This window comes from Paraperibacillus marinus (assembly GCF_046237605.1).
GTDB lineage: Bacteria > Bacillota > Bacilli > Bacillales > DSM-1321 > Paraperibacillus > Paraperibacillus marinus.
In genome coordinates this window covers 1,502,118-1,528,388 of record NZ_CP143542.1, presented here as the reverse complement: position 1 = coordinate 1,528,388, position 26,271 = coordinate 1,502,118, and the positions used below count along the sequence as shown (strand labels likewise).

The window sequence follows — 26,271 nt, the reverse complement described above, 5'->3', positions numbered from 1 at the left end:
CTCCTTAAAAATGCATATCTCTAAATCCTATGACGGCCTATGATCATCCATTACTCCAGATCATGGAAATTTATTCATACACATTTGTTTAGGATAGCCGGCATGGCATGAAATATTCACAAAACAGGAAAAAACCTGACCGGAAATTCGCCGTCAGGTTATGTTTTATTGGATTAGATTTGGAGCCGCAGGCACCGGCACTTCTTCAGTCAGATCATACGTACCGATCTTCGAAATTCCCGAGGACTTGAAGATAACCCCCGAAAACCCGTATTCTTTTGCTGTTAAAAGGATTGCTTCTATGACCCGCAGGTTTTCCTCATCTTCCTTTAAGGATGTTCCATCTGCAAATGTAAGCTCCAGCTTATCATCCTTTTCAACAGCCGATTCAATGCTGATTCCGGCTGGTATGGATGGGGAGATTGATCCTTGGGGCTCGGCAGCCTTCATTTCTTTCAGCGCATCCTGAATGGTATCAATCTCAGCATTTCCCGGTACCAAAAGCTTTGGCTTGCTCTCTTCCGCCTGGTAAATAAAGAATGGCCGCTTGGAAATAGGCGCTATGTCCTCCTCAGTCATATGGCCCGTTTCAGGCAGTTCCACCCCCGGGCTGCCTCCGGTAGAAAATGAAATTTTGGAATAGCCCTGATATTTAAATGTTTCTTCAAGAGCTCTTAATAAAGCTGGCTCATATAAATCATTAAAATCCGTATCTGCCGGAAAATCGACATTCACTGTATTTTCCTGGATTCCGGGTGTAATTTCAAGATTCAGCGGATAATAATCCTGCAGCCCGAGGGCGGCTTCATCCAAGCTGTCCATCTTCTCGAGAAGCAGCTGGAATAGCTGCTGCCTGTCCGCACCCTCTTCCACTTCAAAGGTCAGGGGGATTACATAATTGACGTTTTTGTCAGGTACACCAATGGTAATGAAAGCTTTTTCCCTTGATGCTTCTGTGCTTAATAAAGTACCGGTCAACGCAGAGGCTGCATGCAGCGGTGAACTGCTTTCCTCCTTTTCTACGGGTTCCCCTTCGTCAGTTTCAGGGGCTGTTTCATGCACTTCTTCTGTTTTCTTTTCAGGGGTATCGCTGATTCCCCCTTTACTTTCTGGAACAGGAGGCCGCGCGGGCTCAGCGCTTTTATCTGCTGTTTCAGGGGCAGCCGGAGAGTCAGGGCTCCCTGCGCTTTTAGAACTGCCGGACTGATCTTGATGAATAGCAGCGCTGTCTTCAGATTTTTGTTCTGTATGGAGATAGGAAGAGGCTAGTATCGAGAATAGAAGGACTGCGGCAGCACCGGCTGCAGCCGGAACCCAGCGTTTTTCCCGCTTTCTTCTCCGATTTGAGCGCAGCTCGATGTTCTGGAGAATCTCCGCTTTGCTTCTTTCATCTTTTACAGCCGGAAGTTTCCTTAGTGTCTCTTCAATCTGCTGTTCGCTGAAATCATATCTTTTCAATTCTCACCCCTCCTCTCTCAGGTTCTTCGCTGATAATCTTCTTCAAATTCTTCAGTGCCCTGTGCTGTGTGGTTTTGACCTTGCTCTCCGTCCAGCCCAGTACAGCTGCCGTCTCAGATATGCTTAATTCTTGTATGTACCGCAAGACAATGACCGTTTTTTGGTCGACCGTACATCTATCAAGACTTTCATATACCAGTCTGAACTCTTCCTGCTCCAGGATAAATTCCTCCGGAAGCGGCTGTTCATCCTGAATTTCATTCCTGCCCCAGTCAAAATTCTCAAGCAGTCTCTGCTTCCAGCTCTTGTGTTTCCTGAAATGATCGATGGCCGTGTTCCTCGCAATAGAGTAAAGCCAGGTCCGCTCACTGCTTTTTCCCTGGAAACTCTCATACGATTTATATACTCTGATATACACTTCCTGTACAAGATCCTCAGCAGTTTCCCGATTATTTACCATATAAAATAAAAATTGAAATAAATCCTGATGGTAATTATCATAGATCCTTTGGAAAACGGAGTCCACTTTACCCCACCTCCGTTACATTATTAGTCGGAACTGACTTTTAAAAAGTTACATTATAACTATAGTATTATTCTGGATAAATTGGAAGGAGCAACGAATAAGGACAAGCTGTGTTTAATAAAGACGGAAGAAATCATGCCTCGAGTTACCGGGCGGATCCTGGCCCAGCATCCTGGGAATGCTGACTGGATCGTTTACTTCTTTTGTAGGCCAGCGGCGTCATATTCATGTATTCTTTGAATTTTTCTATAAAATGACTGGTGCTGTTGTATCCAGCCTGAAACGCAGCCTCTGTCACAGTAGTCTCTGGCTGCTGCAGGAAAAGCAGGCTTTTTTGAATCCGATATTCTGATACATAAGTCAACGGTGTTTTCTTTAATATCCGTTTAAAATAGCGGCAGCATTCGGACCGGCTGAGCTGCCCGGCTCTAGCAATGTCTTCCAGCATGATTTTTCCTTCATAATGAATCTGGATCCACTGGATCATTTTTTTCATCCGTTCATTGCTGAGCATGCCTGCCTTCTCGTTTTTTGTTTGAAATCCATGGGTAATCATATTTTTCCAAATCAGCGCTAATTGTATGGAAATATCCATTTCATAGTTTGGAGCCTTGCTGTTCAATGATTTGGTAATCTCCCCCACGGAATGCAGTATATCCTTGGCCCAAGGCTCCTTGGGATTTAATAATAGAAATGGCAGGCTGCCTTCCTGGATATAGGGACTCATATACTCCGGGTATAGTTCAGGCAATACTATAAATTGAGGTGATACATTCAAACAGATGTACACACATTCAGAAAGGGCTTTTTCCTCCGCCATATGAAGGCAGCCGCTGTTGATAAACAGACCTTCCCCTGCCTGGAGGTCAATTCTTTCTTCGTTTACCTGATATATGGACTCCCCTTTCAAAATCAGAATAAATTGAAGTTCCTCGTGCCAGTGAAGCGGAATATATCCATGATCATTGTCCCTGATCTTCGTTTTATAATAGGCTATTGGCAGCACAACTGTACGATGCTCCGTAAGCTCCTTCAATTGGGGATCTATTACAAAATTTTTAATCTGCATGTACACACCTCAATATTGTTATACTTTTATACTCAATTCAGATATAAATATATGAATTCCTGCCTTATGATTACAATATCATTATATTTTAAATAGGTGGGATTAAAATGGGTGCGAAGAGACAAAAGGGCCTGATTCTTGTGATACTCGGGGCCGTGTTCTGGGGAATTGGCGGAACACTCGCAAAAAAGCTATTCATGGATTCAGCTGTCACTATTAACTGGCTTGTTACTACCCGGCTGCTCATCGCCGGTTTCCTGCTTCTGGCAGTACAATTTTTCACCAAAGACCGCTCACAAATTTGGTTAGTCTGGAAATCTAAAAAGAATGCGGCCCAGCTTATCACTTTTGGGATAATTGGCATGCTGGGAGTCCAGTATACATACATGGCTTCCATCGATCACGGAAATGCGCCGTTGCAACCCTCCTTCAGTATCTGGCTCCACTCTTCATAATCGGATACCTTCTGCTGAGCAGACAATCCATTCCTTCCTGGACTGACTGCATCAGTGTCTGCCTTGGACTTGCCGGTTCCTTTTTCTTATTGACAAACGGCTCTTTCTCCCAGTTGTCCGTTCCTCCTCCTGCGGTTACATGGGGTATATTATCGGGTTTGGCCCTTGCTTTTTACACCTTATATGCCGCTGCATTGCTGAAACAGTACGATTCCCTCGTAATCGTCGGCTGGGCCATGGCGATCGGCGGCATTTCCCTAAGCTTTATACATCCGCCGTGGCTGATGAACTTTAAAAGCTTGACGGCTGAGGATTATGTTTATCTCTTATTTGTCGTGATATTCGGCACAATGATTGCCTTTTGGTTTTATATTGAAAGTTTACAGAGCTTATTGCCGAAAGAAACTAGTCTTTTAGGCAGCGTTGAACCGCTCGCAGCTGTCGTGACTACCGTTTTCTGGCTTAAGGAGCCTTTTGGCATCTTTCAGTGGCTTGGCACTTTGTGCATCATTGCAGTTGTGCTGTTTCTTTCTATTGGAAAGAAAACAGGCACTGCTGAAAAGCAGACTGTCATGCAGGGCAGTGGGCTGGATAGGTAGATTTGGAGGACATAGGTTAGAGCGGATGGTACATCCCTTCGGTATAGTAGAGGCCATGGGGAGTTACTCCCCATGGCCTGTCCGTCTTTTGCTTGTCGGATGTCTGCTTTTCTAAGTGGTGTTCTGCATCGGAATAAGCAGCAGCACATTCTGCTCTTTATAGAATATTCTTTGAAAAGCACCGTTCTCCGCTTTTGGGTGTCATCCAGCTCCGAACTGACACCTTCGGTCATAAGCTGATCGCCGGGTAAAGGCAAGACCGGCCTTTTCCCGCCGCTCTTCTTATGCCTGTCAGGTGTCTGCTTTTCTGCAGAGTTTGTTGCTTCGGATGAGACAGCATTACATTCTGCTTTTTATAATACCTTCTTTGAAAAGCACCGTTCTCCGCTTTTGGGTTTGTTCCATAGGAAACAAGATTAATCGTGTTTTTTAATGGTTTTCTTTCATTTTTTGCGGGATGTTGAAGGTAAATATTGTTCCTTTGTCGAGCCGGCTTTTAGCGGTGATGCTGCCATCATGGGACGTGATGATGTTTTGGGCGATGGCAAGTCCCAGTCCTGTTCCTGATCGTCCTCGTGTCCTGGCTTTGTCGGCTTTATAGAAACGCTCGAACACGAAAGGCAGGTCTTCTTTTGGTATCCCGGATCCTGAATCTTGTACTTTAATAATCATGCCGAGCTGTTCATCTTCTGCCTGGAGTATGTTAACTTTTCCGCCTTCAGGAGTGTGCCGAATGGCATTGTCAATCAGGTTGGTCAGTACTTGTTCAATCTTATCCGGGTCAAAGTAATATTCTTTATCCGGTTCGTTTATGTCCATAGAAACCGATATGTTTTTATCCTTGGCAAGTCCCTGGAATTTATAGACTACCCTCTTCAGATAAGGAGCGATCTCTATATCTTCCTTCCGCAGGGCCATGTGTCCGGATTCCATCCTTGCCAGGTCCAGCAGATCATTGACCAGGCGTCCCATCCTGAGGGATTCTTCGTAGATAACCTGTGCCATTTCTTTTTTGTCTTCTTCAGAACCGATGTCATCGATGATGGCTTCGCTGTAGCCCTGCAGCATGGCAATAGGTGTCCTCAGTTCATGTGAAACATTAGCGATAAAGTCTTTGCGCAGCTTGTCCAATCTTCTTTCTTCTGTCATATCTCTTAAGACAGCGACCGCTCCCCTGATTGATTTGTTATTATACAAGGGACTGACCACAAGAACCCAGTTATGGCGCTGAACCGAGATTTCGCCCACCTGTTCCGCTTCAAGTTCCACTGATTGTTCAAAAAGCTTCATAAGCACGGAAGGGACACCTTCATGATTTTCCTGATTGAAGCCCTTTTCATTATACCAGTACTGCAGGAAGCGCTCGGCAGGCGGGTTGGTGATCAAGATGGTACCATCGCTGTTAAAGGTGATGACGCCATCCGCCATGCTGCTTAGTATGCTCGCAAGGCTTTCCTTTTCCTGGCTTAGTGCGTTCAGATTGAATTTAAGCTGTTTGCCCATCTGGTTAAAGGCTGTTGCCAGTTCACCAATTTCATCGTGAGATAAAATCGGCACCTTGGTATCAAATTTTCCCCTTGCCACTTCAAAGGCTGCTTCTCTCATCTTACGGAGGGGAGCCGTGATCCTTGTCGAAAGGAAGAAGGCGAAAATGGTGGTCAGTACAGCCGCTATTCCAGCTGCGAGCCAGATGAACTTAGTGGTCGAATGGACGGTTGCCTCCATGGCTTCTAAGGACTGATACAAAAACACGGCTCCTTTTTCACCATTAATATTGACCGGGACACCCACGATGATGACAGTAGAGGACTCCTTTTCAGAGCCCAGGAAAAATTCCATCTGTCGGCTGATTCGTTTCTCCTTTTCAATAACGTCAGAAAGATCAGGATTGGTTTTTATATTTTCAATCATTCCTTCTGGGTCGCTGACATTTTCTGATGCAAAATTATGGGTCCTGTCTTCAATGACGATTACTTTTGTCGCCTTGCCGACTAGCTCTGAAGAAATCTCAAGGGCTGTATTGATATCCTTATGCTGATGGAGGATGGTGACGATACGGCCGGCCGTGGCGGAAAGCTGGCCTTCAATCTCATCCTTATGATAGTTCTGGAAGAACTCCAGCAGCAGGACGGTAAGAATGACCAATACAAATGAAACCAGCAGCAGGATGGTTGCCCATAGCTTTCCTACTACACTTCTCCATAGTATCATTCATTAACTACCTCAAATTTATAGCCTACGCCCCACACGGTCACTATCATTCTAGCCGCATTCTCTGATACTTTGTTCAGCTTCTCGCGCAGCCTTTTCACATGAGTGTCCACTGTCCGGAGATCCCCGAAAAACTCATAATGCCAGACTTCCTTCAGGAGCTGCTCCCTGTCAAACACTTTATCCGGGGATTTGGCCAGGAAATACAGGAGTTCATACTCCTTTGGTGTCAGTGTCACTTCAGTACCGTCGGCCATCACCCGATGGGCATCATTATCAATGGTCAGATGCGGAAACACGATGATGTCCTTGGTAGAAGTTTCTGTCTGGATGAAACTTGTGCTCGAAGATCTCCTGAGGAGGGCCTTTACCCGTAATACTACCTCTCTGGGACTGAACGGCTTGACTATGTAATCATCGGTACCAGCCTCAAAACCCTGTACCCGGTTCATTTCTTCACCCTTAGCAGTCAGCATGATGATGGGAGTGGATTTCTTTTCGCGCAGTTCACGGCATACTTCAACTCCGTCCTTGCCGGGCATCATGATGTCGAGCAGAATCAGGTCATAGTCATTCTCAAGTGCCTTTTCCAGTGCCTGATTCCCGTTTTCAGCTTCTTCAATCACATACCCTTCCCTCTCCAGGTACATTTTCAACAAGCGTCTTATTCTTTCCTCATCATCCACCACGAGGATCTTATAATCTTTTTCCATGTACGAACGCCCCCTGCAAGTTTATTGATACTATGTAAAAACGAAATTAAAACATAAAATTGACTCTTCCATTATAGTTGAAAAAAATGCAATATGCTAAGTTCCTCCCTTACACGGGCTTCTTTCTATAGAAAAGGGGCGGAGCTGCATGGATCAAAAGGATTCCTGGAGTTGGGTCCGCACATTATGTATTTTTCTGGCACTCCTGGTGTGTCTTAATCCGCTCCACCGCCTTATTGTGTTTGATCCTGCTTTTGACTTGGTACCTTTCCATGCATCGGTTGCGAGTAGAAAGCTCATGTTTGTTTTCTATAGAAAAACCCGCCAGAAGGCGGGTTTGCCAGTCTTATGCATAAGAGTGCAGGCCTGCGATGATCAGGTTAACGGCAATCAGGTTAAACATGATGATGACAAAGCCGATAACGGCAAGCCAGGCTGACTTCTCTCCATGCCACCCTTTTGATAACCTCAAGTGAAGGAAAGCGGCATAAAACAGGAAAGTGACGAGAGCCCATACTTCTTTTGGATCCCAGCCCCAAAACCTTGTCCAGGCCATCTGCGCCCAGATCATGGCAAATATTAAGGCTCCGAGGGTAAAGATCGGAAAACCAATCAAGACGGAACGATATGCTATTTCATCGACAAGATCAAGGTCGATCCTCCGTACAAGCGGCTGCAGCAGGGCTGCAATCCTCCGCCGGAAGATCAGCCGCAGTATAGTATAAAGTACAATCCCGCCCATGATGGACCAGATGAAAGTATTCAGTTTCACTGAATTGATCAGGGAAGGAACTTCCACTAAAGGCTCCATTGCTCCTTCTGTCTTTGCCTCGTGCTTGTGAGGGCCGACCAGCGGCGGCATTTTATAAACGGCTTCTGCCTCTTTCCCGCGCTTATCAACCCAGCTGAATTCAGCCTTATAATCAGCCGCGGAAAAGGATGTGGACAATATGACGAACCCTAGAGTCGCAATCAATGAGAACAGCGTCATTTCAAGCCAGAACGTTCTTTTGCTGCTCCTGGACTGGTCAACGAACTTTATAAGATATATGAGTCCTGCAGCAAAGCTGATCGCAAGGACTGCTTCCCCAGCCGCTGCTGTGGTCACATGGATATGGAGCCAGTCGCTCTGCAGGGCCGGGATGAGCGGTGTAATTTCTTTTGGAAACATGCTCGCATAGGCAATGACAAGGAGTGCGACCGGCAGGGTGAAGACACCGAGCACCGAAGTCCTGTACATGAAGTAAATGATGATGAATGCACCTACGAGCATCATCCCAAAGAAAGTAGTGAATTCAAATAGATTACTTACCGGTGCGTGCTTTGCGGCAATCCATCTTGTGATAAAATAGCCGATCTGCGCGGCAAACCCCACTAATGTGATCAAAATGCCGAGCTGAGCCCACCTGCTGGTTTTCTTTGCTGTCTTATCCTTATTGATCTTGATAGATCCGGCAAAGAAAAACGTCGCGACTAAATATAAAACAAATGCAATATAAAGTAGATTACTGCTTATCTGAGCCACCTTGCTGCATCCCCCTTACTGACTTTTCGTCAAGCTGGTCCTCAGGTTCATTCAGCTCAGTATCCTTTAAGATTGAGCTTATTTCCCTCTTCAAACCATACCAGTTTTTATTTGTATGAGCGGCCACCCATACTTCGCCGCCATGCTTTTGCAGCCATATTCTCCTGTGATTCCAATAAGCTCCCTGGATAACACCGATCATGAAGATCGCTCCCCCGACCGCCAGGAACCACAGTGTCATGTCTTTCCTGATAGTCAGGCCGGATACATTCTGAGTCTCGACTCCGTTGAAGGCCATTTTGTATTTATTATTGCCTTCCGGTTCTATCGTCTGCTGAATGGCTACAAAACTGGCTTCTCCCTTGGGCTTATCGGGTGTGACCATATTGAAGACAAAGGCAGGATTGTTTGGAATCTTGGATTTTGTAACAGGCTCCCCATTATCGTCAAAATCATAATCGGGAAAATAATTCAGAAGTTCGACACTGTATCCATTTCCAAGTTCATACTTCTTCTTAGGATCATATAGATCAATTGTTATATCCCCGAAGCTTTTCTCTGTTTTCTGGTCGATCAGCCTGAATTTCATTTTGTATAATTCATCGAGCTTATACTCAGATTGATAGAAAGCAAAATGATTATATTTCATAGGCTTATTAACTCGGATACTATGAGACTCGACCTTTTTAAGCTCAGGCTGTTCGCCTGGCAGGGTGTTTCCCTGCTTTTCATACAAAACCGCATCTGTCTGGAAATTCTTGATTACTGCCGGATTTTTGCTGAGGGCCTCATCATAGACCTGGTCCTCATTTTCCTTGTCATAGACCTGGCGTGTAAATTTTTCATTCTTTATATAATATTGGCCGCCTGTCCCGGGAACTTCCTTCACTTCCCCTTCTCTCACCCAGACCACCTTGTCCACATACATGCCTGGGACAAAGCGGAGCAGGGCTCCAAATAAGAAGATAATCAGACCAATATGGTTTACATACGGCCCCCACCTGGAAAAACGATTTTTCTCTGCCAGAATATTCCCATTTTCTTCTTTTATTGTGTACCTCTTCGTTGACAGCGCTTTTTTTATAGGTTCAAAGTCTGCCACATGGACCTCGGTGGTGCCAAACAGCCTCTGCCTTTTCAAAAATCCCTCTCTGGGTGAGGTCCTTTGATTCTTCAGGGCTTTATAAAGCGGGATCACCCGGTCAAGACTGCATATGACAAGCGAGATTCCAATGGAGGCTATTAAAATCATATACCACCATGAGCTGTAAAGATTGTGGAAGCCGAGCTGGTAATACAGTTTCCCCAGCGTCCCGTATTCTTCTTCATAATATTGAACAGCGGGTATTGTTGGAGGTATGTACATTTCCTGGGGAAAAATGGTGCCAAGGGCAGATGCTGCAAGAGTAAGCACTATCAGCCAGACACCGACCTTGACAGAAGAAAAAAAGCTCCATATTTTATCTATAATGTTTCTATTGTAGTACTGCGACCGTCTTGGACTGGCTTCATAACGCATATCAAGAAGCTTGGAACTGCCAGCCTCCTCGCCGACCACCCTTCCGCATGCCTCGCACAGGGCTGTACCGACAGGATTGATATGACCGCATGCACATTTAACTTCTTTCATCTGTAAAACTCCCTAACTTAAGGTTTAATTCTATTCATGAAGTGCTCGATTTCAGCCTCAGTCAGGCTTCCAGTCATCTGGTCGATGACCTTGCCCTCCTTATCGATAAGGAAGGTTACAGGCAGCGGGTCCACCCGATAGGCATTTTGCACTTCACTTTTTTTATCGATCATGATGGGAAAATCAAGACCATATTTATCTGCAAAATGCTCCACGGCATAGTTGGACTCCCCTACGTTCACAGCTAATATCTGGACACCCTTGTCCTTGAACTTGGCATACTGGCTGTCCATATAGGGCATTTCCTTTTCACATGGCTTGCACCAGGTTCCCCAAAAATTAAGGACAACTCCCTGCCCCTTATAGTCCGACAGTTTATGCTTATTTCCCTTCATATCTTCCAGGACGAAGTTTGGTGCTTCTGAATTCAATTTCACTTTATCAATATCCGCTCTAGTCAGGTTGGCATACAATGCGTAGACCAAGGCCGCCGCAAGAATGAAAAGGATAACCGCTCTCATGGCCAGCCGCTGTTTCTTTGCCATACCTTCCCCCCCTAAATAAAAGTAGACTCACAGGAAATTATACCACTACAGCCAAATGGAAACGTTTTTTTAATTTGAATTGTTTGTGACAACCTTTTACTTTTTGCCGGGACTCTGTGCAAGCGTTCTGAGCTGCTTTACTTCATGAGGCGTCAGTTCGCGGGAATCTCCAGGCGAAAGTCCAGTTAAATCAAGGCTTGCATATCTTTCCCTCTTCAGCTTAATAACAGGGTGGCCAACCGCCTCGAACATCCTCCGCACCTGGCGGTTTTTCCCTTCATGGATTACGACTTCGAGGATGGACGTTCCTTTTTTCTTGTCAGCGGACAAAACCTTGATCCTGGCTGGTGCAGTCATGCCATCCTCAAGCTTAATGCCCCTTTCCAGCTTTTTAATATTTTCACGGAAAATGATACCTTTTATCTTGGCTACATATACTTTTTCCACTTCATTCCTTGGGTGCATGAGCAGATTGGCAAATTCGCCGTCATTCGTAAGCAGGAGCAGCCCTGAAGTATCGTAATCAAGCCTTCCGATCGGGTAGATCCTCTCGGTTACCTCTGGGAAGAAGTCGATGACTGTCTTTCTCCCTTTATCATCACTGACGGCTGAAATGACTCCCCGCTCTTTGTAATGCAGGTAATAGACCGGTACTTCTTTTTGCAGCGGGACTTCATTTACCTCTACCTTATCATTGGGCCCGACCTTTGTTCCCAGCTCCCTTACGATCTTTCCGTTCACTTTGACCTTGCCTTCTGTTATTAATTGTTCAGCATGCCTTCTTGAGGCAACACCCGAATGGGCTATCACTTTCTGTAACCGTTCCATTTATAAATCATCCTTTACATCATACTTCGACAAATGCTTTAAACACGTGATATACAATTATGACATATTTGCAAAAAAAAACAAAGAGAGCCCGGGAAACTCAGGTTCCCGGACTCTTACAGAATATCCTTATTTTCCAAAAAAGTAAATGACCGTAATGATGGCGGCAGTAATTCCGGCCAGATCGGCGAGAAGCCCCACTTTAAGGGCATCCCCCATTTTCCTGATGCCGACTGCCCCGAAATAAACAGTCAGGACATAGAAGGTGGTATCCGTACTTCCCTGAATGACCGATGCAAGCCTTCCAATAAAAGAATCAGGCCCGTGAGCCGATATAAGGTCGCTTGTCATACCAAGAGCAGCATTTCCTGATATCGGCCTGATGATGGCAAGCGGAACGATTTCAGAGGGTACGCCTATCAGATTGAACACTGGCCTGACCAGTCCGACCAGGGCATCCATGGCACCCGAGGCACGAAAAATAGAAATGGCAGCAAGCATACCCACAAGGAAGGGAATAATAGAAAATGCCATGCCTATGCCCTCCTTCCCCCCCTCTACAAAGCTTTCGTAGGACGGGGTTTTCTTCAGCATGGCATACAGCAGGATCGAGCCGATCAAAACGGGGATGATCCAGAGAGAGATTATATTCAGATATTGCATGTCACTCCAGCCCCTTCTTTTTTCTCCTATTATAAAAATACCTGTCAATGGCTATGCCGGCGAATGCCGAAAAAATGGTGGCCACCAGTGTAGGAAAGACAATATCCGTCGGGGAAGCTGCCTTATAATTCATCCTTATCGCAATCACAGTTGTCGGTATGAGCGTAATGCTCGATGTATTGATGGCTAAAAAAGTAATCATGGACCGGCTGGCCGACGATTGCCCGCCATTCAGCTTCTTAAGCTGCTCCATGGCTTTTATGCCGAGCGGGGTAGCGGCATTCCCGAGGCCAAACAGATTGGCCATCATATTGGAAATGATATATCCCATAGCCGGATGATCAGCCGGGACGTCCGGGAACAGCAGGCGGACCAGCGGCTTAAACAGCATGGATATCCTCTCTAGGAGTCCGGAATCTTCAGCCACCTTCATGATTCCAAGCCAGAAAACCAGAATGCTCACCAGCCCCAGGCATAGTGTGACTGCCTCGCCTGCACTCTTGAAAACTGCTTCATTCACCTGTTCCATAGTGCCGTTGAACATGGCATAAATGATTCCAATCAAAGTCATTCCTGCCCAAATATAATTAACCATGGCGGATGCCGATCGCTGTCAGGAACATTTTTTTAAAACTTTGGATCCAGGATGGCTTAGCCGGCTCTTTATACTTGCCGTAAAAAATATTCCGGTGGCCGATTTCCTTTCCATCCAGATAAAAAACCTTTTTCCCGACAATCTGGGGAACTTCCCTGCTGTCCTTCCAATCCTGTTTCGGCTTCAGCAATTTCAGCTGGGATGTGACCCCCGCCGCCTCTTCTTCTGTGAGGGGGTATGAAAAGCTGTTGCGGGCGTAAATCTTGCCTTTATAGACCTTATCCGCAATCCGTTTGATCTTCCCGGCTTCCATCAGGTCTGTTACTTCATAGTTATTAAATCCATATTCAAACATCCCTTTATGGTCATCCCAGTCATTTCCGTCGTTCAATGTGACAGCGATTAATTTCAGTCCGTCTTTTTCCGCTGTGGTAACCAGGGTCCGCCTCGCTAATTTTGTATAGCCGGTCTTGCCGCCGGTGCAGTATTTGTACAGCTGGGTAAGCAGCCGGTTCTTATTTCTCCACGTGTAATCCCAGTTCTCGTAAGGATTGGGAGCTTTATGCACTTTTGTTCCGGCAATCTCCCTGTAATCCTTAAGAGTCATCGCATACCGTGTCAACAAAGCCATATCAAAGGCAGAAGAATAGTGATCCTTCGTATTATCCAGACCATGCGGATTAGTGAAATGAGAGTCATTCATGCCTAATTGTTCAGCTTTCTGGTTCATAAGCATGGCAAAACCATCTAAACTCCCGCCGACATATTCAGCAATGGCTGCTGCTGCATCATTCCCGGATCTCAGCATCAGGCCGTACACCAGGTCTTCAAGCTTCATCTTCTGCCCGGGCTTTAAATAGAGAGAGGAGCCCTCTGTACCTGCCGCTGTACTGGTCACAGTGACGTTTTTGTGCATTTTTCCTGATTCGATGGCAATGACAGCGGTCATGATTTTCGTAATACTGGCTATCCTCCGTCGTTCGTGAGGATCCTTGGCATACAGGATCCTTCCGCTTCCCTGTTCCATCAAAACCGCACTTTGTGCACTGGTCGATATCCCTGCAGCCCCTGCCTTCAGCTGGAGCAGGGGTGCTGCCAATACAAAGATAAACAGAATAAGGACAGATTTATGTAAAAGTTTCATCCAAACGACCCTTTCCCTTTTATGTTTTGTACAAGTTTATGCAGGAGGACAAGGGTTATGACAGTTGCAGGATCATTGACCACAGACAGATTTTAAAAAAGCTCAGACACATAAAACAAACATGAGTTTTCAACTCCCAGTCCATGTTTGGAAAGGAACCTGGACAAGAGCAGGAACAAACAAAATAAGTCGGTGGAGCGGAGTAAGGCGCAGAATGCCAGCAAAATAAATGATGGTCACACCTAGCTGCAGGACTGCCTTTTGATACATGCATTTCGGCCCTTTTCCACAGAAAAAACCCTCAGGCTTCACTTAACCTTTGGGTTTTCGGATAAATCGTCATCTAATAGGGCTTCCACTGCAGCTGCTTCGCACCAGCAAAGCGGTTCTCGGCATTCGGCCAGTATACCACGCTCCACCAGTTATCTACATAAGAAGCCCGATTGTTTTTATATTGCAGATAATAGGCATGCTCCCATACATCCAGGACCAAGATGGGGATGGTATCCCATTGTGTGAGATTCATATGGAATTCCGACTGCAGGATTTCAAGCCTCCTTGGCCGTGCTGCCCATACTAGGAGGGCCCAGCCCACACCTTCCACAGCTTTTGCTGCTTCACTGAAATGCTTCTGAAATGCTTCAAAGCTTCCAAAGTCCTTCTCAATCTGCCGGAGCAGGCCGCCTTTTGGCCTGCCGCCTCCCCTGGGATTCATAATCTCCCAGAAAATGGTATGAAGATAATGGCCGGACCCGTGGAAAGCTGCTTCTTTTTCCCAATGCTTGATCAAGGAGAAATCACCGGTGGCCCTGGTTTTTTCCATCATGGCCTCGGCTTTGTTCAGACCGTCTACATATGCCTTATGATGCTTATCGTGATGCAGCCTCATAATTTCTTCTGCAATCGCCGGCTCTAACGAATTATATGGATATGTAAGAGGAGGCAGCGTATGCCGGCCTGCTCCTACCGCAGCTTCCCTATAGCCTTGCTGTGCCTGGATGTCGTGGGCAGCCTTCAGTCTCGAAGCCAGCAGATCCACATTTTTTTGCAGTGCCAGTACAGAAGCTTCATCCGGCCTCGCATGCTCAAGCTCTGCTGACATGTTCATTACATTGCACGCGAGACTGTACATGGATGGATTAGACTGCACCAGTCTCCCGGTTTCACTTTCCAGCACAGCATGTATCCAATCAGAAACTTCTCTTGCATATTGACTTAAATCAGCCACTTTTATCACACCCCCATAGTAATCTATGAAGGACCATCCGGCGGTTATGCCAGAGCGAATGCATGGAATAGGCATAAAAATAGCTCCCCCCTCTGACCGGGCGGAGCATTCTGCCTTAATTGGACTGCATGATTTTGGTGCGGTAATCCGTTTCATAAAACTCCAGCTCTTCACGTACAGACTGGAAGCCTGCTTCCATGGCCCCAAACAGCTCTGTAACCTGTCCGGGCGCTTCCTGGCGGAGTTTGATCGAGTTTCGGCCAGTATAGGCAGACCTGCTGTCCTCATACCAGACATCCGTCTTTGGAGAAAAGAATTCATCTATCACCTGGTGGTATACCCTGTATAAAATGCGTTCGGCAGCAGCCTTGTGAAAAACATCATTGGAAAGGATAACTTTACAGGCTTCGAGGTTTTCTTCACTATAAACCAGCAGCTTCCTGAGATTTGAAAGAAGCGTTTTATAAAAGGCTTCTTCTCCTGTCTTTTCTGCCTGCAGGTTCTTAAGTGTGACAGCATTCAGGAAATCCTCAAGCTGCGTGACCGAAGTTTCAAGGAATGTTTTAACATCTTCAAGCTGTGACTGGATAATTGTATTGGCCATTGTATACCTCCTGGAAATAGTTAACGGCTCTCCAACATGAATTCAGGAGGGGAAACGAGAACTTCCCCTTGGTTTTCGAGCTCTTCGAAGACTTTCTTTAACCGGGCCATGTCAAGTCCCTTAAATAGCGAAGTAAACTCTTTTTCCTCGCTGATATAGACTCTTTTTCGTTCATAGTATTTCGGGTGCTTGATTAAAGCAGCGAGAGCAGCAGCATCCTTCGGGTAGATATCCCTGCTTCCTGCAGAGAAAAGGGGTGTCCCTGAATATGGGACAGCTTCATCAGACAAGAGTCCTTCAAAGTAGCGGACATAGACGATGTGCAAGCTCTTTTGCAATCCTTCTACCCGATAGCAGGCAACTGATCTGTTAAAGAAATCTTCAGATGTAGTCGGCAGTGCCTTTTCTAATTCATACCCTTTACAGCTTAGGATAAGCATTACCTTTTCTCCTTCCGATTCTTCAATCGCTATGTAGGACGGCTCCGATCAAGAGAGCCAGGGGACACCTTAATTTTAACACAATTCAGAAAGTTGTGTCATTACCCCTTTTCACTGACATTGCTGAAAAACAGATCTGCCTCTTCTCCTTCAAAGCCTTCCTCGCTTTGTTCAAGCAGCGGCAGCTCTTCGATGGTATTCAATCCAAAATAATCCAGGAACTCCTTCGATGTGCCATACAGGTAGGCACGACCAGTACCTTCAGCCCTTCCGACATCCTTGATGAGCCCTTTTGATACCAGAGTCTGCAGCGGCCTTTCAGTTTTCACGCCGCGGATGTCCTCTATTTCAGCCCTTGTGATTGGCTGCTTATACGCGATGATGGCCAGAGTTTCCAGAGCTGCCTGGGACAGACCTTGTGCCCCCGGAGTTTCCACCAATTTTTTTAGATAATCTGAGCAGGCCTTCTTGGTGGCAAGCTGGTAGACCCCTGCCAGCTGTATGAGGTGGAGGCCTCTTCCTTCAGATTCATAATCGTATTGGAGCTCTTCGATCAGCTGGGCTGCCTCGGTATCGGAAATTTCCATTACCTTTGAAATCTGCAAGAGGGAAAGCCCCTCGTCCCCTGCTGCAAACAGCATAGCCTCGAGGGCTCCTTTCATTTTAGGTTCCAATGTACTCTGCACCTGCCTTAGCTGCTACAAATATGTCCGAGAAGTTATTTTCCTGCTCGACATGAATGCTTTTCTGTTTCATTAATTCAAGTATGGATAAAAAGGTGACCACAATATGCGGCTTTTCAGCAACCGGAAATAACTCCTGGAATTTGACTCTGCCGCTGATTTTTTGCAAGTGTTTCATAATATCATTCATTCGGCTTTCCATTGATATTTCCTGCTTTTCTATCTTGGCGTAAACCGGCTTTTGCAGTTTTTTCCGCCGGAGCAGCTTTTGAAGTGCACCAAGCATATCATAAAGGGTCACATCGAGATCCTGTTTATCCTGCTCAGCACCGGCTGCATATTCAGATAAATCGCTTGGAGGCTTCGTGAAAACCATCCCCCTGTCCTGCTCAAGCTGCTTAAACTCAGCGGCAGCCTGTTTATATGTCCTATATTCAATCAATTTTTCGACCAGCTCATCGCGCGGATCGTTTTCCAGGTCAAAGTTTTCATCTTCTTCATAGGAAGGCTCTTCGTATTTAGGAAGAAGCATTTTGCTCTTAATGGCCAGAAGCGTTGCTGCCATGACAAGATATTCGCTCGCCAGATCAAGTTCCAGCTCCTTCATCGTATGAATGAAGCTGAGATACTGCTCTGTGATGGCAGCCACTGGAATATCATAAATATCGATCTCAAGCCGGTTGATCAAATGGAGCAGCAGATCGAGCGGCCCTTCAAATGCATCTGTTTTAACATTATAAATCATTTATTTCACCAGATTTTCTTTATATTGCTTTCATCTTTACAGACTATCCATAGTATAGAGGATAACAACCCATTGTCCAAGACTAAACTTAAAATACCAAGGCATCTGAGGGGGTTGCAATGCCGCCTGCTTGGTTTTCTATGCTAAAATGGAGGAACAGGGAAGGAGGCTTTCAGATGGAATATCCTGAAGCATTTTTAGATTATTTGATTGAATTCCATTGCACCCGCGATTATTTCGAATGTCATGAAATTCTGGAAGAATATTGGAAGGAGGATCCTGCTGGTGAGCGCAGCCCTGTCTGGCAGGGTTTTATCCAGCTCGCGGTGGGCATGTATCATTTCCGGCGTGACAACAGAAACGGGGCAGCCAGGTCACTAAGGCAGGCCAGCCGGATTTTAGGATCTAGGAAAAATGAAGTTTTAGGCCTTGGAATTGATTTTGACCGATTGAAGAAAGTGCTTCATGAGACAGAGCAGCATCTGCTCGATGGAAAAGAATATAAAAGCATGGAAATTCCCCTTATAAATAACGTACTCTCACGATGCAGGGAAAAAGCGGCTTCCGCAGGACTGATGTGGAACATTCCAAGTGACAGGAAAAATATGGATTTAATACACAGGCATAAAACAAGGGACAGATCTGCTGTGATAGCAGAACGCCAAAGACAGCTTGAGCTAAGGCGCCGGAATTCCGGCCATCCCGGAGCACACTGAAGGGAGGCCGACATGAAAAGTCAGCCTCCCTTCAGTGTGGTATATATTTTATTCACATTCACACTTTTCTAGAAATGAAGCTGTCATCTCATTCGATCTTAATTTTTGATCCGGGAAGTGATGTTTGATGGCCTGTACCATCTTGGTCCCCACTCCCTGCTGGCGGTAGGAAGGGTTCACGGAGATATGCATAATTTCAATGTCTCCCCCATTTTCCAGCGAAACCCCGATCAGCCCGAGGATATCCTCCTCTTTCCATAAGAAGAGCTGATGATTTTCATCCGTTTCATACATCTTCATTGTGGCCTGAAGCTTCTTGATGTCTTTTTCGTTTGGCATGAATGAAAGCAGGCCCATAGCAATCTTTTCAAAGTTTTTCTTATACTTAATAAGCATTAATAATCCCTCGTTAATGGTAAGACTGTATTTTTGTATATTATCTACTTTCTTCCCAGCTCGTAATAATCATACAAAAATAAAATTTCTTATTCAACTTTTTTTCAAATATGAGGCCATTTGGCATGCTTACCGTGACTGAAATGTAATTTTTTTGTTGATTTTTTGAGGAATTGGTAGTCTACTAGAAGAGTGATTTTTTTAATATGTGCATCTTTCCCTGATTGCTGTCGTCTAATTGTACGAGGAGGTCAACAATGAAAAATATATATATTAAATGGGCAGCGGTTCTGCTCTTCCTGCTGGCACTGTCACCAATAACAGCACTGGCTGATGCCTCACCCGGCGAGAAGATCATTACCCTCGGCGAGGACCTTACAGAGGAGCAGAAGAACATGCTCCTGGCTGAGCTGGATGCGCCGAAGGATGCAGACATCGTTACCGTATCGAACCAGGAGGAACACAAGTACCTTGGGAATTATATATCTTCAAGGTTAATCGGCACAAGGGCCCTGTCTTCCTCATCCATCACGCTTGGAAAAAAAGGGGACGGCCTGAACGTTGAAACGAAGAATATTACCTGGGTTACGAAGGATATGTATTTGAATGCTCTTATCACAGCCGGTGTCAAGGATGCCAACATCAAGATAACCGCGCCCTTTGAAGTATCCGGCACCGCGGCTCTGACCGGGCTGATCAAGGCTTATGAAATCAGCGCCGATAAAACGATACCTGAGGATGTAAAGCAGGCAGCCAATGAAGAAATGGTCAAAACGGCCAAGCTTGGGGACCAGGTCGGAAAAGAAAAAGCAGCCGATCTAATGACTAAAATAAAAGAAGAAATGGCAAAAAACCCGCCACAGTCAGAGGCTGACATCAGGGCTGCCATTGAAAAGGCAGCTGCAGATCTCGGCATTAACCTGTCTGAACAGCAGCTTCAAAGCCTGATTGACCTGTTCAAAAAGCTGGTCGACCTGAATATCGACTGGAACAAGGTCGGCAATGAACTGGATAAAGCCAAGGATGCCGTGTCCAACTACTTAAAATCAGAGGAAGGCCAGTCCTTCCTGGATAAACTCAAAGCATTTTTTATCAGTTTAATAGATGCCATAAAATCACTATTTTCTTGATTGAAAGCAGCGGGATTCCGCTGCTTTTTTCATTGCCGGGATACATAAACAGCCCGGCCAAATCCCGGCCGGGCCTGCTTTATTTGACAGCCTTCTGCTGTAAGGGCCTGTCATGTTTAATCAAATCCTCCAGGCTTTCTCTTTCAATGACGAGCTGGTCCCTGCCGTCCTCCACAAACACTACAGCCGGCCTTGGGATGCGGTTATAATTATTTGCCATGGAATAGCCATAGGCTCCTGTACAGAATACGGCCAGAATTTCCCCGCGCTCAGCCCTCGGCAGCGGAAGGTCCCAGATAAGCATATCTCCGCTTTCACAGCATTTTCCTGCAATCGATACTACTTCTTCAGGCTTATCAAGCGGCCTGTTGGCAATAACCGCTTCGTACTTTGCATCATACAGAGCAGGTCTGATGTTATCGCTCATACCGCCATCAATCGCAAGATATTTGCGGATATTCGGCACTTCCTTGGTGGAGCCAAGTTCATAAAGTGTGGTGCCTGCATCCCCGACAAGCGAACGTCCAGGCTCAATCCAGATCTCAGGCATATCAAGGCTGGAGTCCGCGATCTGCTCTTTGACTTCCTCCACAATCTTTTCAACATAGACAGAGGCAGGAAGAGGTTCATCCTCACCCGTATAGCGGATGCCGAAGCCTCCGCCAAGGTTCAGTACCTTAGGCTGATAGTCCAGCTCCGCATGCCATTTCTTCATCTGCTCAATAATCTTCCGCGCTGCAAGGATAAACCCGGTTGTTTCAAAGATTTGCGAACCGATGTGACAGTGGATGCCCAATACCTCGTACGATACCGATTGGATGCTGAAGGCAAGGGCTTCCGCAGCCTGTCCGTTCATCAAGTCAAAGCCAAACTTTGAATCCTCCTGCCCCGTAAGGATATAATCGTGTGTATGGGCTTCGATTCCCGGAGTCACCCGCAATAGGATTTTTGCCTTTTTATCTAGCTCTCTGCAAATCTCGTCCAGTATATATAACTCTGAGAAATTATCTACGACGATACAGCCAATGTCCTCACGGAGTGCCATCTTTATCTCGTCGATGCTCTTATTATTTCCATGGAAATGGATCCGTTCACGAGGGAAACCAGCAGCGATTGCCGTGTATAGCTCTCCCGCGGATACTACGTCAAGGGAGAGTCCTTCTTCTTCTATAAGCTGAATCATGGCTATAGAAGAAAAGGCTTTGCTGGCATATGCAACCTGGGAGGAAACCCCCATCTTATCAAAGGTTTCTTTGAAGCCCCTCGCTCTTTCCCTGATCAGCGCTACGTCATATACATAAAGTGGGGAACCATATTTCGATACTAATTCCAATGTATCTGCCCCGCCAATTTCTAATGAATGATGTTCATTTACTCTGCTGGTACCATAATAATGCATCTTCTCATCCTTTCCAGTCACCACGAGGCAGCTTTTCTTCCATATAAAAAAGGGCTGAAGGCCCGTCATCCCATGAAAGGGAGCACCCCTTTTTTCTTTATCATATCCTTGTACCAGATATAAGGTTCCGCACACGATAAATGGACTTTTTCTCCTTTAGCCCAGTAAAAGACTAAACCTAAATTACCATATTATACGTTTTCCTTCAAGACGAAAAATTCTGAAGAGTCACCAGTCGCAGGGACCGTTCATGTCCTCAATGATAGAATGATCATATAGTGACAAGTTAAAACCACTCCTCTCAAGGATCAGCTCCACCGCTTTCCTTGTGATGGGCGACCCTTTTTCACTGGAATCCCTGCCATTCATCTTGCCTATATCACCAATCCCGATGACAACCGGAATATCGAGAGAATCTAGGCAATAGACCGTATCACCATGCAGTCTGCCGATTTCAGTATCCGGGATGCCATTCTTATCCACTCCATAAGGAGTCAGGGCCCCCTCCCTGTCTATAGAGAACGAGATTCTTGTCCACTCATTCTGCCTTGTATTAGATGCGACGGCTATCGCTCCGAGCACTTCAATTTCATGATGCTTCGTAATGTATTTCAATGCGGCTTCACCAAGGCCTTCACCCACCAGCCCGCTGTCATCAACCATGATAAGCACAGGATCGTACGGGGCCATCTTGATCAGCTGAAGCAGGTCAGGACCCGTGAGCATGGTTGGATTCCCGTATGAGAGTGATATGCATCTGCCGCCAACATCCCGGGCAACCCTTTCGACGGCGCGCTTGGCATATTCGTCTCCATCCGTTATGATGATAATCCTCCGTTTTTCTCCCATGGGCTGATATCCCTCCGCTTTGTTATAAATCCACATAAAAGATCCACTGGAAAAGCGAACCCAGCACTTTCCCAAGCACAAGCGCCATCATCAGGTATACAATCTTCTCCTGCACTCCGATCCGCTTTGAAAGAATCGGAAGTACATTCAGCACTTCGGTCAAGGCTGCAGCCAGCATACCGTTGAATATTCCGCTTGCAAGTCCGATTGGCATCAAAATAATAGGCGCTGCATGCAATACGGGTTCCCCCAGGCTTAGCCATCCGCCTGTCAAGGCACCCAATATGACTGCCCATTCGTACTGCCTTGTTTTATGGATGGTTTTTGTCAGCTGGGTAAGGCGCGGGACTATACCGAGCACTGTCAAAAAAGCTACAAACCCTGAACCGACTGCCAGTCCCCCTGCAAGCCCGACCAGGAGTACGGCCACTAATTCAATCATCATTTCAGGTGTTTAATATTCTCTCTGTTTTCATGCATAATGACATAACGATCTAAATCCTGCTGGTAATTAAATATCTCTACCTCAAGCGGGCTTGGCTCTTCATTGAATTTTTTCTTGAAAAAATGATTGAAAAATATAATCATCCCCGCTCCAAGGCCGATTGAATAGGGAATCTGCATGATCAACGGCTTACGTATGCTTTTTCCGCTTATCAGCCGGTATAATTTCTGGTGGACTGCCTGCATGCTGACATCTTCATGGAAGTTCATGATTGCCATGGCTGCGCCCACGAATAGAATGACCCATACAATGACGAACAACCCGACTGAATGGCTTTTTTCTTTGGTAATTACTTCAATGATGGTCTGGGAGGGGCCAATCGTCTGAATCTCAATTTCGGGATTTTCGGCAAGCAGCCTTTCGATCAGCTGCGCAGAATCTATAATGATCAGGTTATGCTCTTGCTTTGTGATGGTATGGATCACCGTTTCCCCGAGCTTCTGTATCCGTTTTTGGGACCCTATCAAAATGCAGATATCTTTCGCTTTTAATTCATTGAAGTCTTTTACTTCCACCCGATGGCGCATCCGGACATAGATGATGTTTTCCAATTCTGCCACATCCTATAATTTTGAATACGTACAATATAGTATGGATGCCTTTTGGAGGAACATACTATAGAAGCAGCGAAGACCATAAATTGGAATAAAAAAATCCGCATGGAGATGATCATTCATCCATGCGGACCTTCATTTCTTTTAAAATTTTCTTTTCAAGCCTGGAGACCTGCACCTGCGAAATGCCAAGCCTCAGTGCGACCTCTGACTGTGTTTGATCCTTGTAATATCTGAGGTACACAATCAGCCTTTCCCGCTCATCAAGCTCAAGTATCGCTTCCTTTAAGGCAAGCTTATCGAACCATTTGTTCTCATTTGAATCAGCAATCTGATCTAACAGGGTGATGGGATCTCCATCATTTTCAAAGACGGTTTCATGAATGGACGAAGGGGACCTGCTTGCTTCCTGGGCCATGATCACTTCCTCCGGAGTGAGCCCGAGATGCTCAGCCAGTTCATTGACTGACGGCACCCTTCCGATTGTCTTTGAAATCTCATCCTTTGCCCGGCGTATTTTATTGGCCATTTCTTTTAGTGACCTGCTGACTTTAACCGTGCCGTCATCCCTGATAAACCTTTGGATTTCCCCGATGATCATGGGAACTGCATATGTCGAAAACTTCACTTCATAGGTTAAATCAAACTTATCCACCGATTTAAGGAGGCCGATACAGCCAATCTGATACAGGTCATCCGGTTCATAGCCCCTATTCAGGAATCTTTGAACGACAGACCATACCAGCCTTAAATTACTTTGGACAATCAATTCTCTTGCTCCCTGGTCTCCATCCTGGCTGCGCTTGATCAAGTCCCGTACATCCTCGTCCTTTAAATGCACCCTGCCTTTATCTTTTTTGACCTCCACATCCATAGCAAGTCTCCTTAATTGCAAAAAGCATTACTTTTCAATAATTGCTTTTTCAATCTGATTATGGTTCCCTCGCCCCTATGAGAAATGACTTTTATTTCATCCATGAAGTTTTCCATGATGGTAAATCCCATGCCAGAGCGTTCGAGATCGGGCTTCGTTGTGAACAGGGGCTGCCTTGCCTCCTCCACATCATCAATCCCGAGCCCTTCGTCCCTGATTGTCAGCTCCACGCTGTCTTCATCTATCGTTACTGAGATGTACACCATCCCCGTTGGATCATTTTCATATCCGTGAATGATGGAATTGGTCACGGCCTCTGATACGACTGTCTTAATTTCAGTCAGCTCATCAAGTGTCGGATCAAGCTGGGCGATGAATGAAGCCACCGCTACACGTGCAAAGGATTCATTCTGGCTAAGCGCAGAAAATTGCAGGCTCATTTCATTTTTCATCTAAGCAACCCCCAGTCTTTGTAAAGCATTTTCTTCTGATAGCTCCAGTTTTATAATCTTAAACAACCCGGACATTTCAAAAAGCCGCTTTACAGGCGGGGAAATGGCACAGACGATCATTTCACCTTGTTTTTGCTTGATCTGCTTATACCGCCCCATGACCACCCCCAGGCCCGAACTATCCATAAAAGATAATTCTTCGAGGTTCATAATGATATGCTTTATATTCTTTTCCACTATCACGGCAGATGCCTTTTCCCTAAGCTCTTCAGCCGAGTGATGATCCAGCTCTCCGCTGAGCCTGATGCACAGGATTTCATCTTTTATTTCCAGGTTCATGAAAAGACTCACTATATTACAGCCTCCTTCTCTGTCTTATAGTGAGTCAATTCTAGGTTTCATTCCTGTATTCCTTCAAGGGTGACAAAACTAGTGTTCATTCATCTGAATTAGCCTTGAAATTCTATTTTTAGACAGGGAGTTCTATTCAGTACGCGTAAACATACCGAAAGACCGCTTAAAGCTCTTCCACCAGCCTGCCTTGTCAATTGTCGAAGCAGCGACCACAGAAGATCTGGAAACGGTCCTGCCGTCCTTCTGGATAAGAAGGGTGCCGATCCGGTCCCCTTTTTTAACCGGAGCTTTGAGATTTTCATCCATGACAATTTTCTTGGTAATCCCTTTTTTTGATTCGCCTTTCTTGGCTAAGACAGAGATAGGCTCACCTGTAACGCCGGCGACAGTATTCTTGCTCCCTTTGCTGACTGCTGCTTCTGTAAGCTTTTCGCCGCGCTTGTAAAGAGGATGGGTCTGGTAATGGGCAAAAGCGTAATCAAGCATTTTGGTGATCTGGGCATTTCGTTCTTTTGGTGTAGGAGCGCCCAAGATCACGGCAATAACACGCATATTGTTTTTCTTGGCCGTTGCTGTCAGGCAGTATTTGGCTTCATGCGTGAAACCGGTTTTTAAACCGTCTACCCCAGGATAGAATTTGACCAGCCGGTTTGTATTAACCAGCCAAAATTTTTTATCGGTATCTTCACGCAGATAATCCTCGTATGTGCCTGTAAATCTAGTTATTTTGGAATCATATTTAAGAAGCTCTTTTGCCATCATGGCCATATCATAGGCGGTGCTGTAGTGCCCCTGTTCAGGCAGTCCGGTTGTATTCTGAAATTGGGTATGCTTCAGCCCCAATTCCTTAGCCTTCGCATTCATCATCTTGACAAACGCTTCCTCTGAGCCGGCCACTCTCTCTGCCATGGCCACCGCTGCATCATTGCCGGAGCCGATGGCAATGCCCTTCAGCATCTGTTCTGCCGTCATTTCTTCTCCAGGTTCCAGGAATATTTGGGAGCCTCCCATAGAAGCGGCATAATCACTTGTCCTGACCTTTTCTTTCAGTCCCAGTTTTCCTTTATCTATGGATTCCATAATCAGCAGCATGGTCATGATTTTTGTCATGCTTGCAGGTGGCAGTTTTACATGTGCGTCCTTGTTATATAGAATCCTGCCGGTATCACGCTCAATCAAAATAGCAGACTTCGCATTCTTCGCAAGCTCATCTGTGGAACCTTCCGCAAATGCCTGCGGCAGGCCGAACCCTAGTGATACAAAGAATAATATTGTCACTGTCAACAGCCGTCTCATCGAGAAACCCTCCTACATCTTCTTCCAAAGTTTACTAACAGCCATCATTTTGTCCAATTCCCGCCGTTTTATACAGAATGCCCGG

28 protein-coding genes and 1 pseudogene are annotated in these 26,271 nt (G+C 45.8%); 3 read left to right on the top strand and 26 right to left on the bottom strand.

Translation table 11 applies throughout. The features are described 5' to 3' along the window. Nucleotides 1-165 precede the first annotated feature (165 nt). The 3 genes from V1498_RS07765 to V1498_RS07755 all read right to left on the bottom strand — a co-directional run bounded on the left by V1498_RS07765 (nucleotide 166) and on the right by V1498_RS07755 (nucleotide 3,053). Nucleotides 166-1,458, bottom strand: coding sequence for a hypothetical protein (locus tag V1498_RS07765; protein WP_409298014.1), 1,293 nt, complete (start codon nucleotides 1,456-1,458; stop codon nucleotides 166-168). Then, on the bottom strand, nucleotides 1,445-1,984 hold the full coding sequence (gene sigX / locus V1498_RS07760) for an RNA polymerase sigma factor SigX (protein ID WP_409298012.1): 540 nt from the start codon (nucleotides 1,982-1,984) through the stop codon (nucleotides 1,445-1,447). The genes V1498_RS07765 and sigX overlap by 14 nt, the downstream gene beginning before the upstream one ends. Before the next feature lie 145 nt (nucleotides 1,985-2,129). Then, entirely contained in the window at nucleotides 2,130-3,053 is a 924-nt protein-coding gene (locus tag V1498_RS07755; protein ID WP_409298011.1) for a helix-turn-helix domain-containing protein, read from the bottom strand. A gap of 107 nt (nucleotides 3,054-3,160) precedes the next feature. Here V1498_RS07755 and V1498_RS07750 point away from each other — a divergent pair. Beyond that, nucleotides 3,161-4,107, top strand: a pseudogene (locus V1498_RS07750) (EamA family transporter). A 429-nt stretch (nucleotides 4,108-4,536) separates the two neighbouring features. On the opposite strand, the gene V1498_RS07745 reads toward V1498_RS07750, so the two are convergent. From V1498_RS07745 to V1498_RS07680, 14 genes are all read right to left on the bottom strand, one after another. Beyond that, on the bottom strand, nucleotides 4,537-6,318 hold the full coding sequence (locus tag V1498_RS07745; RefSeq protein WP_409298010.1) for an ATP-binding protein: 1,782 nt from the start codon (nucleotides 6,316-6,318) through the stop codon (nucleotides 4,537-4,539). Then, entirely contained in the window at nucleotides 6,315-7,031 is a 717-nt protein-coding gene (locus V1498_RS07740) for a response regulator transcription factor (RefSeq protein WP_409298008.1), read from the bottom strand. The genes V1498_RS07745 and V1498_RS07740 overlap by 4 nt, the downstream gene beginning before the upstream one ends. A gap of 346 nt (nucleotides 7,032-7,377) precedes the next feature. Then, nucleotides 7,378-8,556, bottom strand: coding sequence for a c-type cytochrome biogenesis protein CcsB (gene ccsB / locus V1498_RS07735; protein ID WP_409298007.1), 1,179 nt, complete (start codon nucleotides 8,554-8,556; stop codon nucleotides 7,378-7,380). Beyond that, nucleotides 8,537-10,186 (bottom strand): cytochrome c biogenesis protein ResB, encoded by a 1,650-nt coding sequence (locus V1498_RS07730; protein ID WP_409298005.1) that lies wholly within the window; start codon nucleotides 10,184-10,186, stop codon nucleotides 8,537-8,539. Before V1498_RS07730 ends, ccsB begins: the two co-directional genes overlap by 20 nt. A 17-nt stretch (nucleotides 10,187-10,203) precedes the next feature. Further along, the gene (gene resA / locus V1498_RS07725; protein WP_409298003.1) at nucleotides 10,204-10,731 is read right to left on the bottom strand and encodes a thiol-disulfide oxidoreductase ResA; all 528 of its coding nucleotides are present in this window, start codon (nucleotides 10,729-10,731) and stop codon (nucleotides 10,204-10,206) included. Nucleotides 10,732-10,827: 96 nt separating this feature from the next. After that, entirely contained in the window at nucleotides 10,828-11,559 is a 732-nt protein-coding gene (locus V1498_RS07720; RefSeq protein ID WP_409298001.1) for a pseudouridine synthase, read from the bottom strand. Between the two features lie 129 nt (nucleotides 11,560-11,688). Beyond that, nucleotides 11,689-12,222: a spore maturation protein gene (locus V1498_RS07715; RefSeq protein WP_409297999.1), complete on the bottom strand. Its 534-nt coding sequence runs from the start codon at nucleotides 12,220-12,222 to the stop codon at nucleotides 11,689-11,691. A gap of 1 nt (nucleotide 12,223) precedes the next feature. Further along, nucleotides 12,224-12,817 carry a nucleoside recognition domain-containing protein gene (locus V1498_RS07710; RefSeq protein WP_409297997.1) on the bottom strand — a complete coding sequence of 198 codons (594 nt, stop codon included), beginning with the start codon at nucleotides 12,815-12,817 and terminating at the stop codon, nucleotides 12,224-12,226. After that, nucleotides 12,810-13,961 carry a serine hydrolase gene (locus V1498_RS07705; RefSeq protein WP_409297996.1) on the bottom strand — a complete coding sequence of 384 codons (1,152 nt, stop codon included), beginning with the start codon at nucleotides 13,959-13,961 and terminating at the stop codon, nucleotides 12,810-12,812. The genes V1498_RS07710 and V1498_RS07705 overlap by 8 nt, the downstream gene beginning before the upstream one ends. Before the next feature lie 343 nt (nucleotides 13,962-14,304). Next, a complete protein-coding gene (locus V1498_RS07700) occupies nucleotides 14,305-15,189 on the bottom strand; it encodes a superoxide dismutase (RefSeq protein ID WP_409297994.1) in 885 nt (294 codons plus the stop codon). Nucleotides 15,190-15,304: 115 nt separating this feature from the next. Further along, nucleotides 15,305-15,793 carry a DUF3907 family protein gene (locus tag V1498_RS07695; protein ID WP_409297992.1) on the bottom strand — a complete coding sequence of 163 codons (489 nt, stop codon included), beginning with the start codon at nucleotides 15,791-15,793 and terminating at the stop codon, nucleotides 15,305-15,307. 20 nt (nucleotides 15,794-15,813) lie between these two features. Continuing rightward, the gene (locus V1498_RS07690; RefSeq protein ID WP_409297990.1) at nucleotides 15,814-16,233 is read right to left on the bottom strand and encodes a hypothetical protein; all 420 of its coding nucleotides are present in this window, start codon (nucleotides 16,231-16,233) and stop codon (nucleotides 15,814-15,816) included. A gap of 101 nt (nucleotides 16,234-16,334) precedes the next feature. Next, a complete protein-coding gene (gene scpB / locus V1498_RS07685; RefSeq protein WP_409299203.1) occupies nucleotides 16,335-16,895 on the bottom strand; it encodes an SMC-Scp complex subunit ScpB in 561 nt (186 codons plus the stop codon). A 1-nt stretch (nucleotide 16,896) separates the two neighbouring features. Beyond that, the gene (locus tag V1498_RS07680) at nucleotides 16,897-17,661 is read right to left on the bottom strand and encodes a segregation/condensation protein A (RefSeq protein WP_409297988.1); all 765 of its coding nucleotides are present in this window, start codon (nucleotides 17,659-17,661) and stop codon (nucleotides 16,897-16,899) included. Nucleotides 17,662-17,837: 176 nt separating this feature from the next. Here V1498_RS07680 and V1498_RS07675 point away from each other — a divergent pair, with 176 nt between their 5' ends. Beyond that, nucleotides 17,838-18,377 carry a DUF309 domain-containing protein gene (locus tag V1498_RS07675; RefSeq protein WP_409297986.1) on the top strand — a complete coding sequence of 180 codons (540 nt, stop codon included), beginning with the start codon at nucleotides 17,838-17,840 and terminating at the stop codon, nucleotides 18,375-18,377. Between the two features lie 48 nt (nucleotides 18,378-18,425). On the opposite strand, the gene V1498_RS07670 is transcribed toward V1498_RS07675, so the two are convergent. Then, nucleotides 18,426-18,773, bottom strand: a complete 348-nt coding sequence (locus V1498_RS07670) for a GNAT family N-acetyltransferase (RefSeq protein WP_409297984.1) — start codon at nucleotides 18,771-18,773, stop codon at nucleotides 18,426-18,428. A 257-nt stretch (nucleotides 18,774-19,030) separates the two neighbouring features. On the opposite strand from V1498_RS07670, the gene V1498_RS07665 reads away from it, so the two are divergent. Next, a complete protein-coding gene (locus V1498_RS07665; protein WP_409297982.1) occupies nucleotides 19,031-19,903 on the top strand; it encodes a DUF1002 domain-containing protein in 873 nt (290 codons plus the stop codon). 79 nt (nucleotides 19,904-19,982) lie between these two features. Here V1498_RS07665 and lysA read toward each other — a convergent pair whose 3' ends face one another. The 8 genes from lysA to V1498_RS07625 form a co-directional block, all read right to left on the bottom strand. Then, a complete protein-coding gene (gene lysA, locus V1498_RS07660; protein WP_409297981.1) occupies nucleotides 19,983-21,302 on the bottom strand; it encodes a diaminopimelate decarboxylase in 1,320 nt (439 codons plus the stop codon). A gap of 228 nt (nucleotides 21,303-21,530) precedes the next feature. Then, nucleotides 21,531-22,151: a stage V sporulation protein AE gene (locus tag V1498_RS07655; protein ID WP_409297980.1), complete on the bottom strand. Its 621-nt coding sequence runs from the start codon at nucleotides 22,149-22,151 to the stop codon at nucleotides 21,531-21,533. A 22-nt stretch (nucleotides 22,152-22,173) separates the two neighbouring features. Beyond that, on the bottom strand, nucleotides 22,174-22,596 hold the full coding sequence (locus tag V1498_RS07650; RefSeq protein WP_409297979.1) for a stage V sporulation protein AB: 423 nt from the start codon (nucleotides 22,594-22,596) through the stop codon (nucleotides 22,174-22,176). Continuing rightward, the gene (locus tag V1498_RS07645) at nucleotides 22,593-23,216 is read right to left on the bottom strand and encodes a stage V sporulation protein AA (protein WP_409297977.1); all 624 of its coding nucleotides are present in this window, start codon (nucleotides 23,214-23,216) and stop codon (nucleotides 22,593-22,595) included. Before V1498_RS07645 ends, V1498_RS07650 begins: the two co-directional genes overlap by 4 nt. Nucleotides 23,217-23,325: 109 nt before the next feature. After that, nucleotides 23,326-24,084, bottom strand: a complete 759-nt coding sequence (sigF, locus tag V1498_RS07640) for an RNA polymerase sporulation sigma factor SigF (RefSeq protein ID WP_409289069.1) — start codon at nucleotides 24,082-24,084, stop codon at nucleotides 23,326-23,328. An 11-nt stretch (nucleotides 24,085-24,095) separates the two neighbouring features. Then, a complete protein-coding gene (gene spoIIAB, locus V1498_RS07635) occupies nucleotides 24,096-24,536 on the bottom strand; it encodes an anti-sigma F factor (protein WP_409297976.1) in 441 nt (146 codons plus the stop codon). After that, nucleotides 24,537-24,887: an anti-sigma F factor antagonist gene (spoIIAA, locus tag V1498_RS07630; RefSeq protein ID WP_409289073.1), complete on the bottom strand. Its 351-nt coding sequence runs from the start codon at nucleotides 24,885-24,887 to the stop codon at nucleotides 24,537-24,539. Nucleotides 24,888-25,019: 132 nt separating this feature from the next. After that, nucleotides 25,020-26,186, bottom strand: coding sequence for a D-alanyl-D-alanine carboxypeptidase family protein (locus tag V1498_RS07625; RefSeq protein ID WP_409297975.1), 1,167 nt, complete (start codon nucleotides 26,184-26,186; stop codon nucleotides 25,020-25,022). Nucleotides 26,187-26,271 lie beyond the last annotated feature (85 nt).

Coding starts and splice junctions, on each gene's coding strand:
- V1498_RS07670 (WP_409297984.1), bottom strand. CDS start 18,773: ATGCTTATTAAGTATAAGAAAAACTTTGAAAAGATTGCTATGGGCCTG.
- V1498_RS07650 (WP_409297979.1), bottom strand. CDS start 22,596: ATGATGATTGAATTAGTGGCCGTACTCCTGGTCGGGCTTGCAGGGGGA.
- resA (WP_409298003.1), bottom strand. CDS start 10,731: ATGGCAAAGAAACAGCGGCTGGCCATGAGAGCGGTTATCCTTTTCATT.
- V1498_RS07680 (WP_409297988.1), bottom strand. CDS start 17,661: ATGATTTATAATGTTAAAACAGATGCATTTGAAGGGCCGCTCGATCTG.
- V1498_RS07745 (WP_409298010.1), bottom strand. CDS start 6,318: ATGATACTATGGAGAAGTGTAGTAGGAAAGCTATGGGCAACCATCCTG.
- V1498_RS07690 (WP_409297990.1), bottom strand. CDS start 16,233: ATGCTTATCCTAAGCTGTAAAGGGTATGAATTAGAAAAGGCACTGCCG.
- V1498_RS07705 (WP_409297996.1), bottom strand. CDS start 13,961: ATGAAACTTTTACATAAATCTGTCCTTATTCTGTTTATCTTTGTATTG.
- V1498_RS07695 (WP_409297992.1), bottom strand. CDS start 15,793: ATGGCCAATACAATTATCCAGTCACAGCTTGAAGATGTTAAAACATTC.
- spoIIAB (WP_409297976.1), bottom strand. CDS start 24,536: ATGAAAAATGAAATGAGCCTGCAATTTTCTGCGCTTAGCCAGAATGAA.
- lysA (WP_409297981.1), bottom strand. CDS start 21,302: ATGCATTATTATGGTACCAGCAGAGTAAATGAACATCATTCATTAGAA.
- V1498_RS07730 (WP_409298005.1), bottom strand. CDS start 10,186: ATGAAAGAAGTTAAATGTGCATGCGGTCATATCAATCCTGTCGGTACA.
- V1498_RS07715 (WP_409297999.1), bottom strand. CDS start 12,222: ATGCAATATCTGAATATAATCTCTCTCTGGATCATCCCCGTTTTGATC.
- V1498_RS07675 (WP_409297986.1), top strand. CDS start 17,838: ATGGAATATCCTGAAGCATTTTTAGATTATTTGATTGAATTCCATTGC.
- V1498_RS07755 (WP_409298011.1), bottom strand. CDS start 3,053: ATGCAGATTAAAAATTTTGTAATAGATCCCCAATTGAAGGAGCTTACG.
- V1498_RS07655 (WP_409297980.1), bottom strand. CDS start 22,151: ATGGGAGAAAAACGGAGGATTATCATCATAACGGATGGAGACGAATAT.
- V1498_RS07720 (WP_409298001.1), bottom strand. CDS start 11,559: ATGGAACGGTTACAGAAAGTGATAGCCCATTCGGGTGTTGCCTCAAGA.
- V1498_RS07710 (WP_409297997.1), bottom strand. CDS start 12,817: ATGGTTAATTATATTTGGGCAGGAATGACTTTGATTGGAATCATTTAT.
- V1498_RS07665 (WP_409297982.1), top strand. CDS start 19,031: ATGAAAAATATATATATTAAATGGGCAGCGGTTCTGCTCTTCCTGCTG.
- V1498_RS07625 (WP_409297975.1), bottom strand. CDS start 26,186: ATGAGACGGCTGTTGACAGTGACAATATTATTCTTTGTATCACTAGGG.
- V1498_RS07740 (WP_409298008.1), bottom strand. CDS start 7,031: ATGGAAAAAGATTATAAGATCCTCGTGGTGGATGATGAGGAAAGAATA.
- sigF (WP_409289069.1), bottom strand. CDS start 24,084: ATGGATGTGGAGGTCAAAAAAGATAAAGGCAGGGTGCATTTAAAGGAC.
- scpB (WP_409299203.1), bottom strand. CDS start 16,895: ATGAAAGGAGCCCTCGAGGCTATGCTGTTTGCAGCAGGGGACGAGGGG.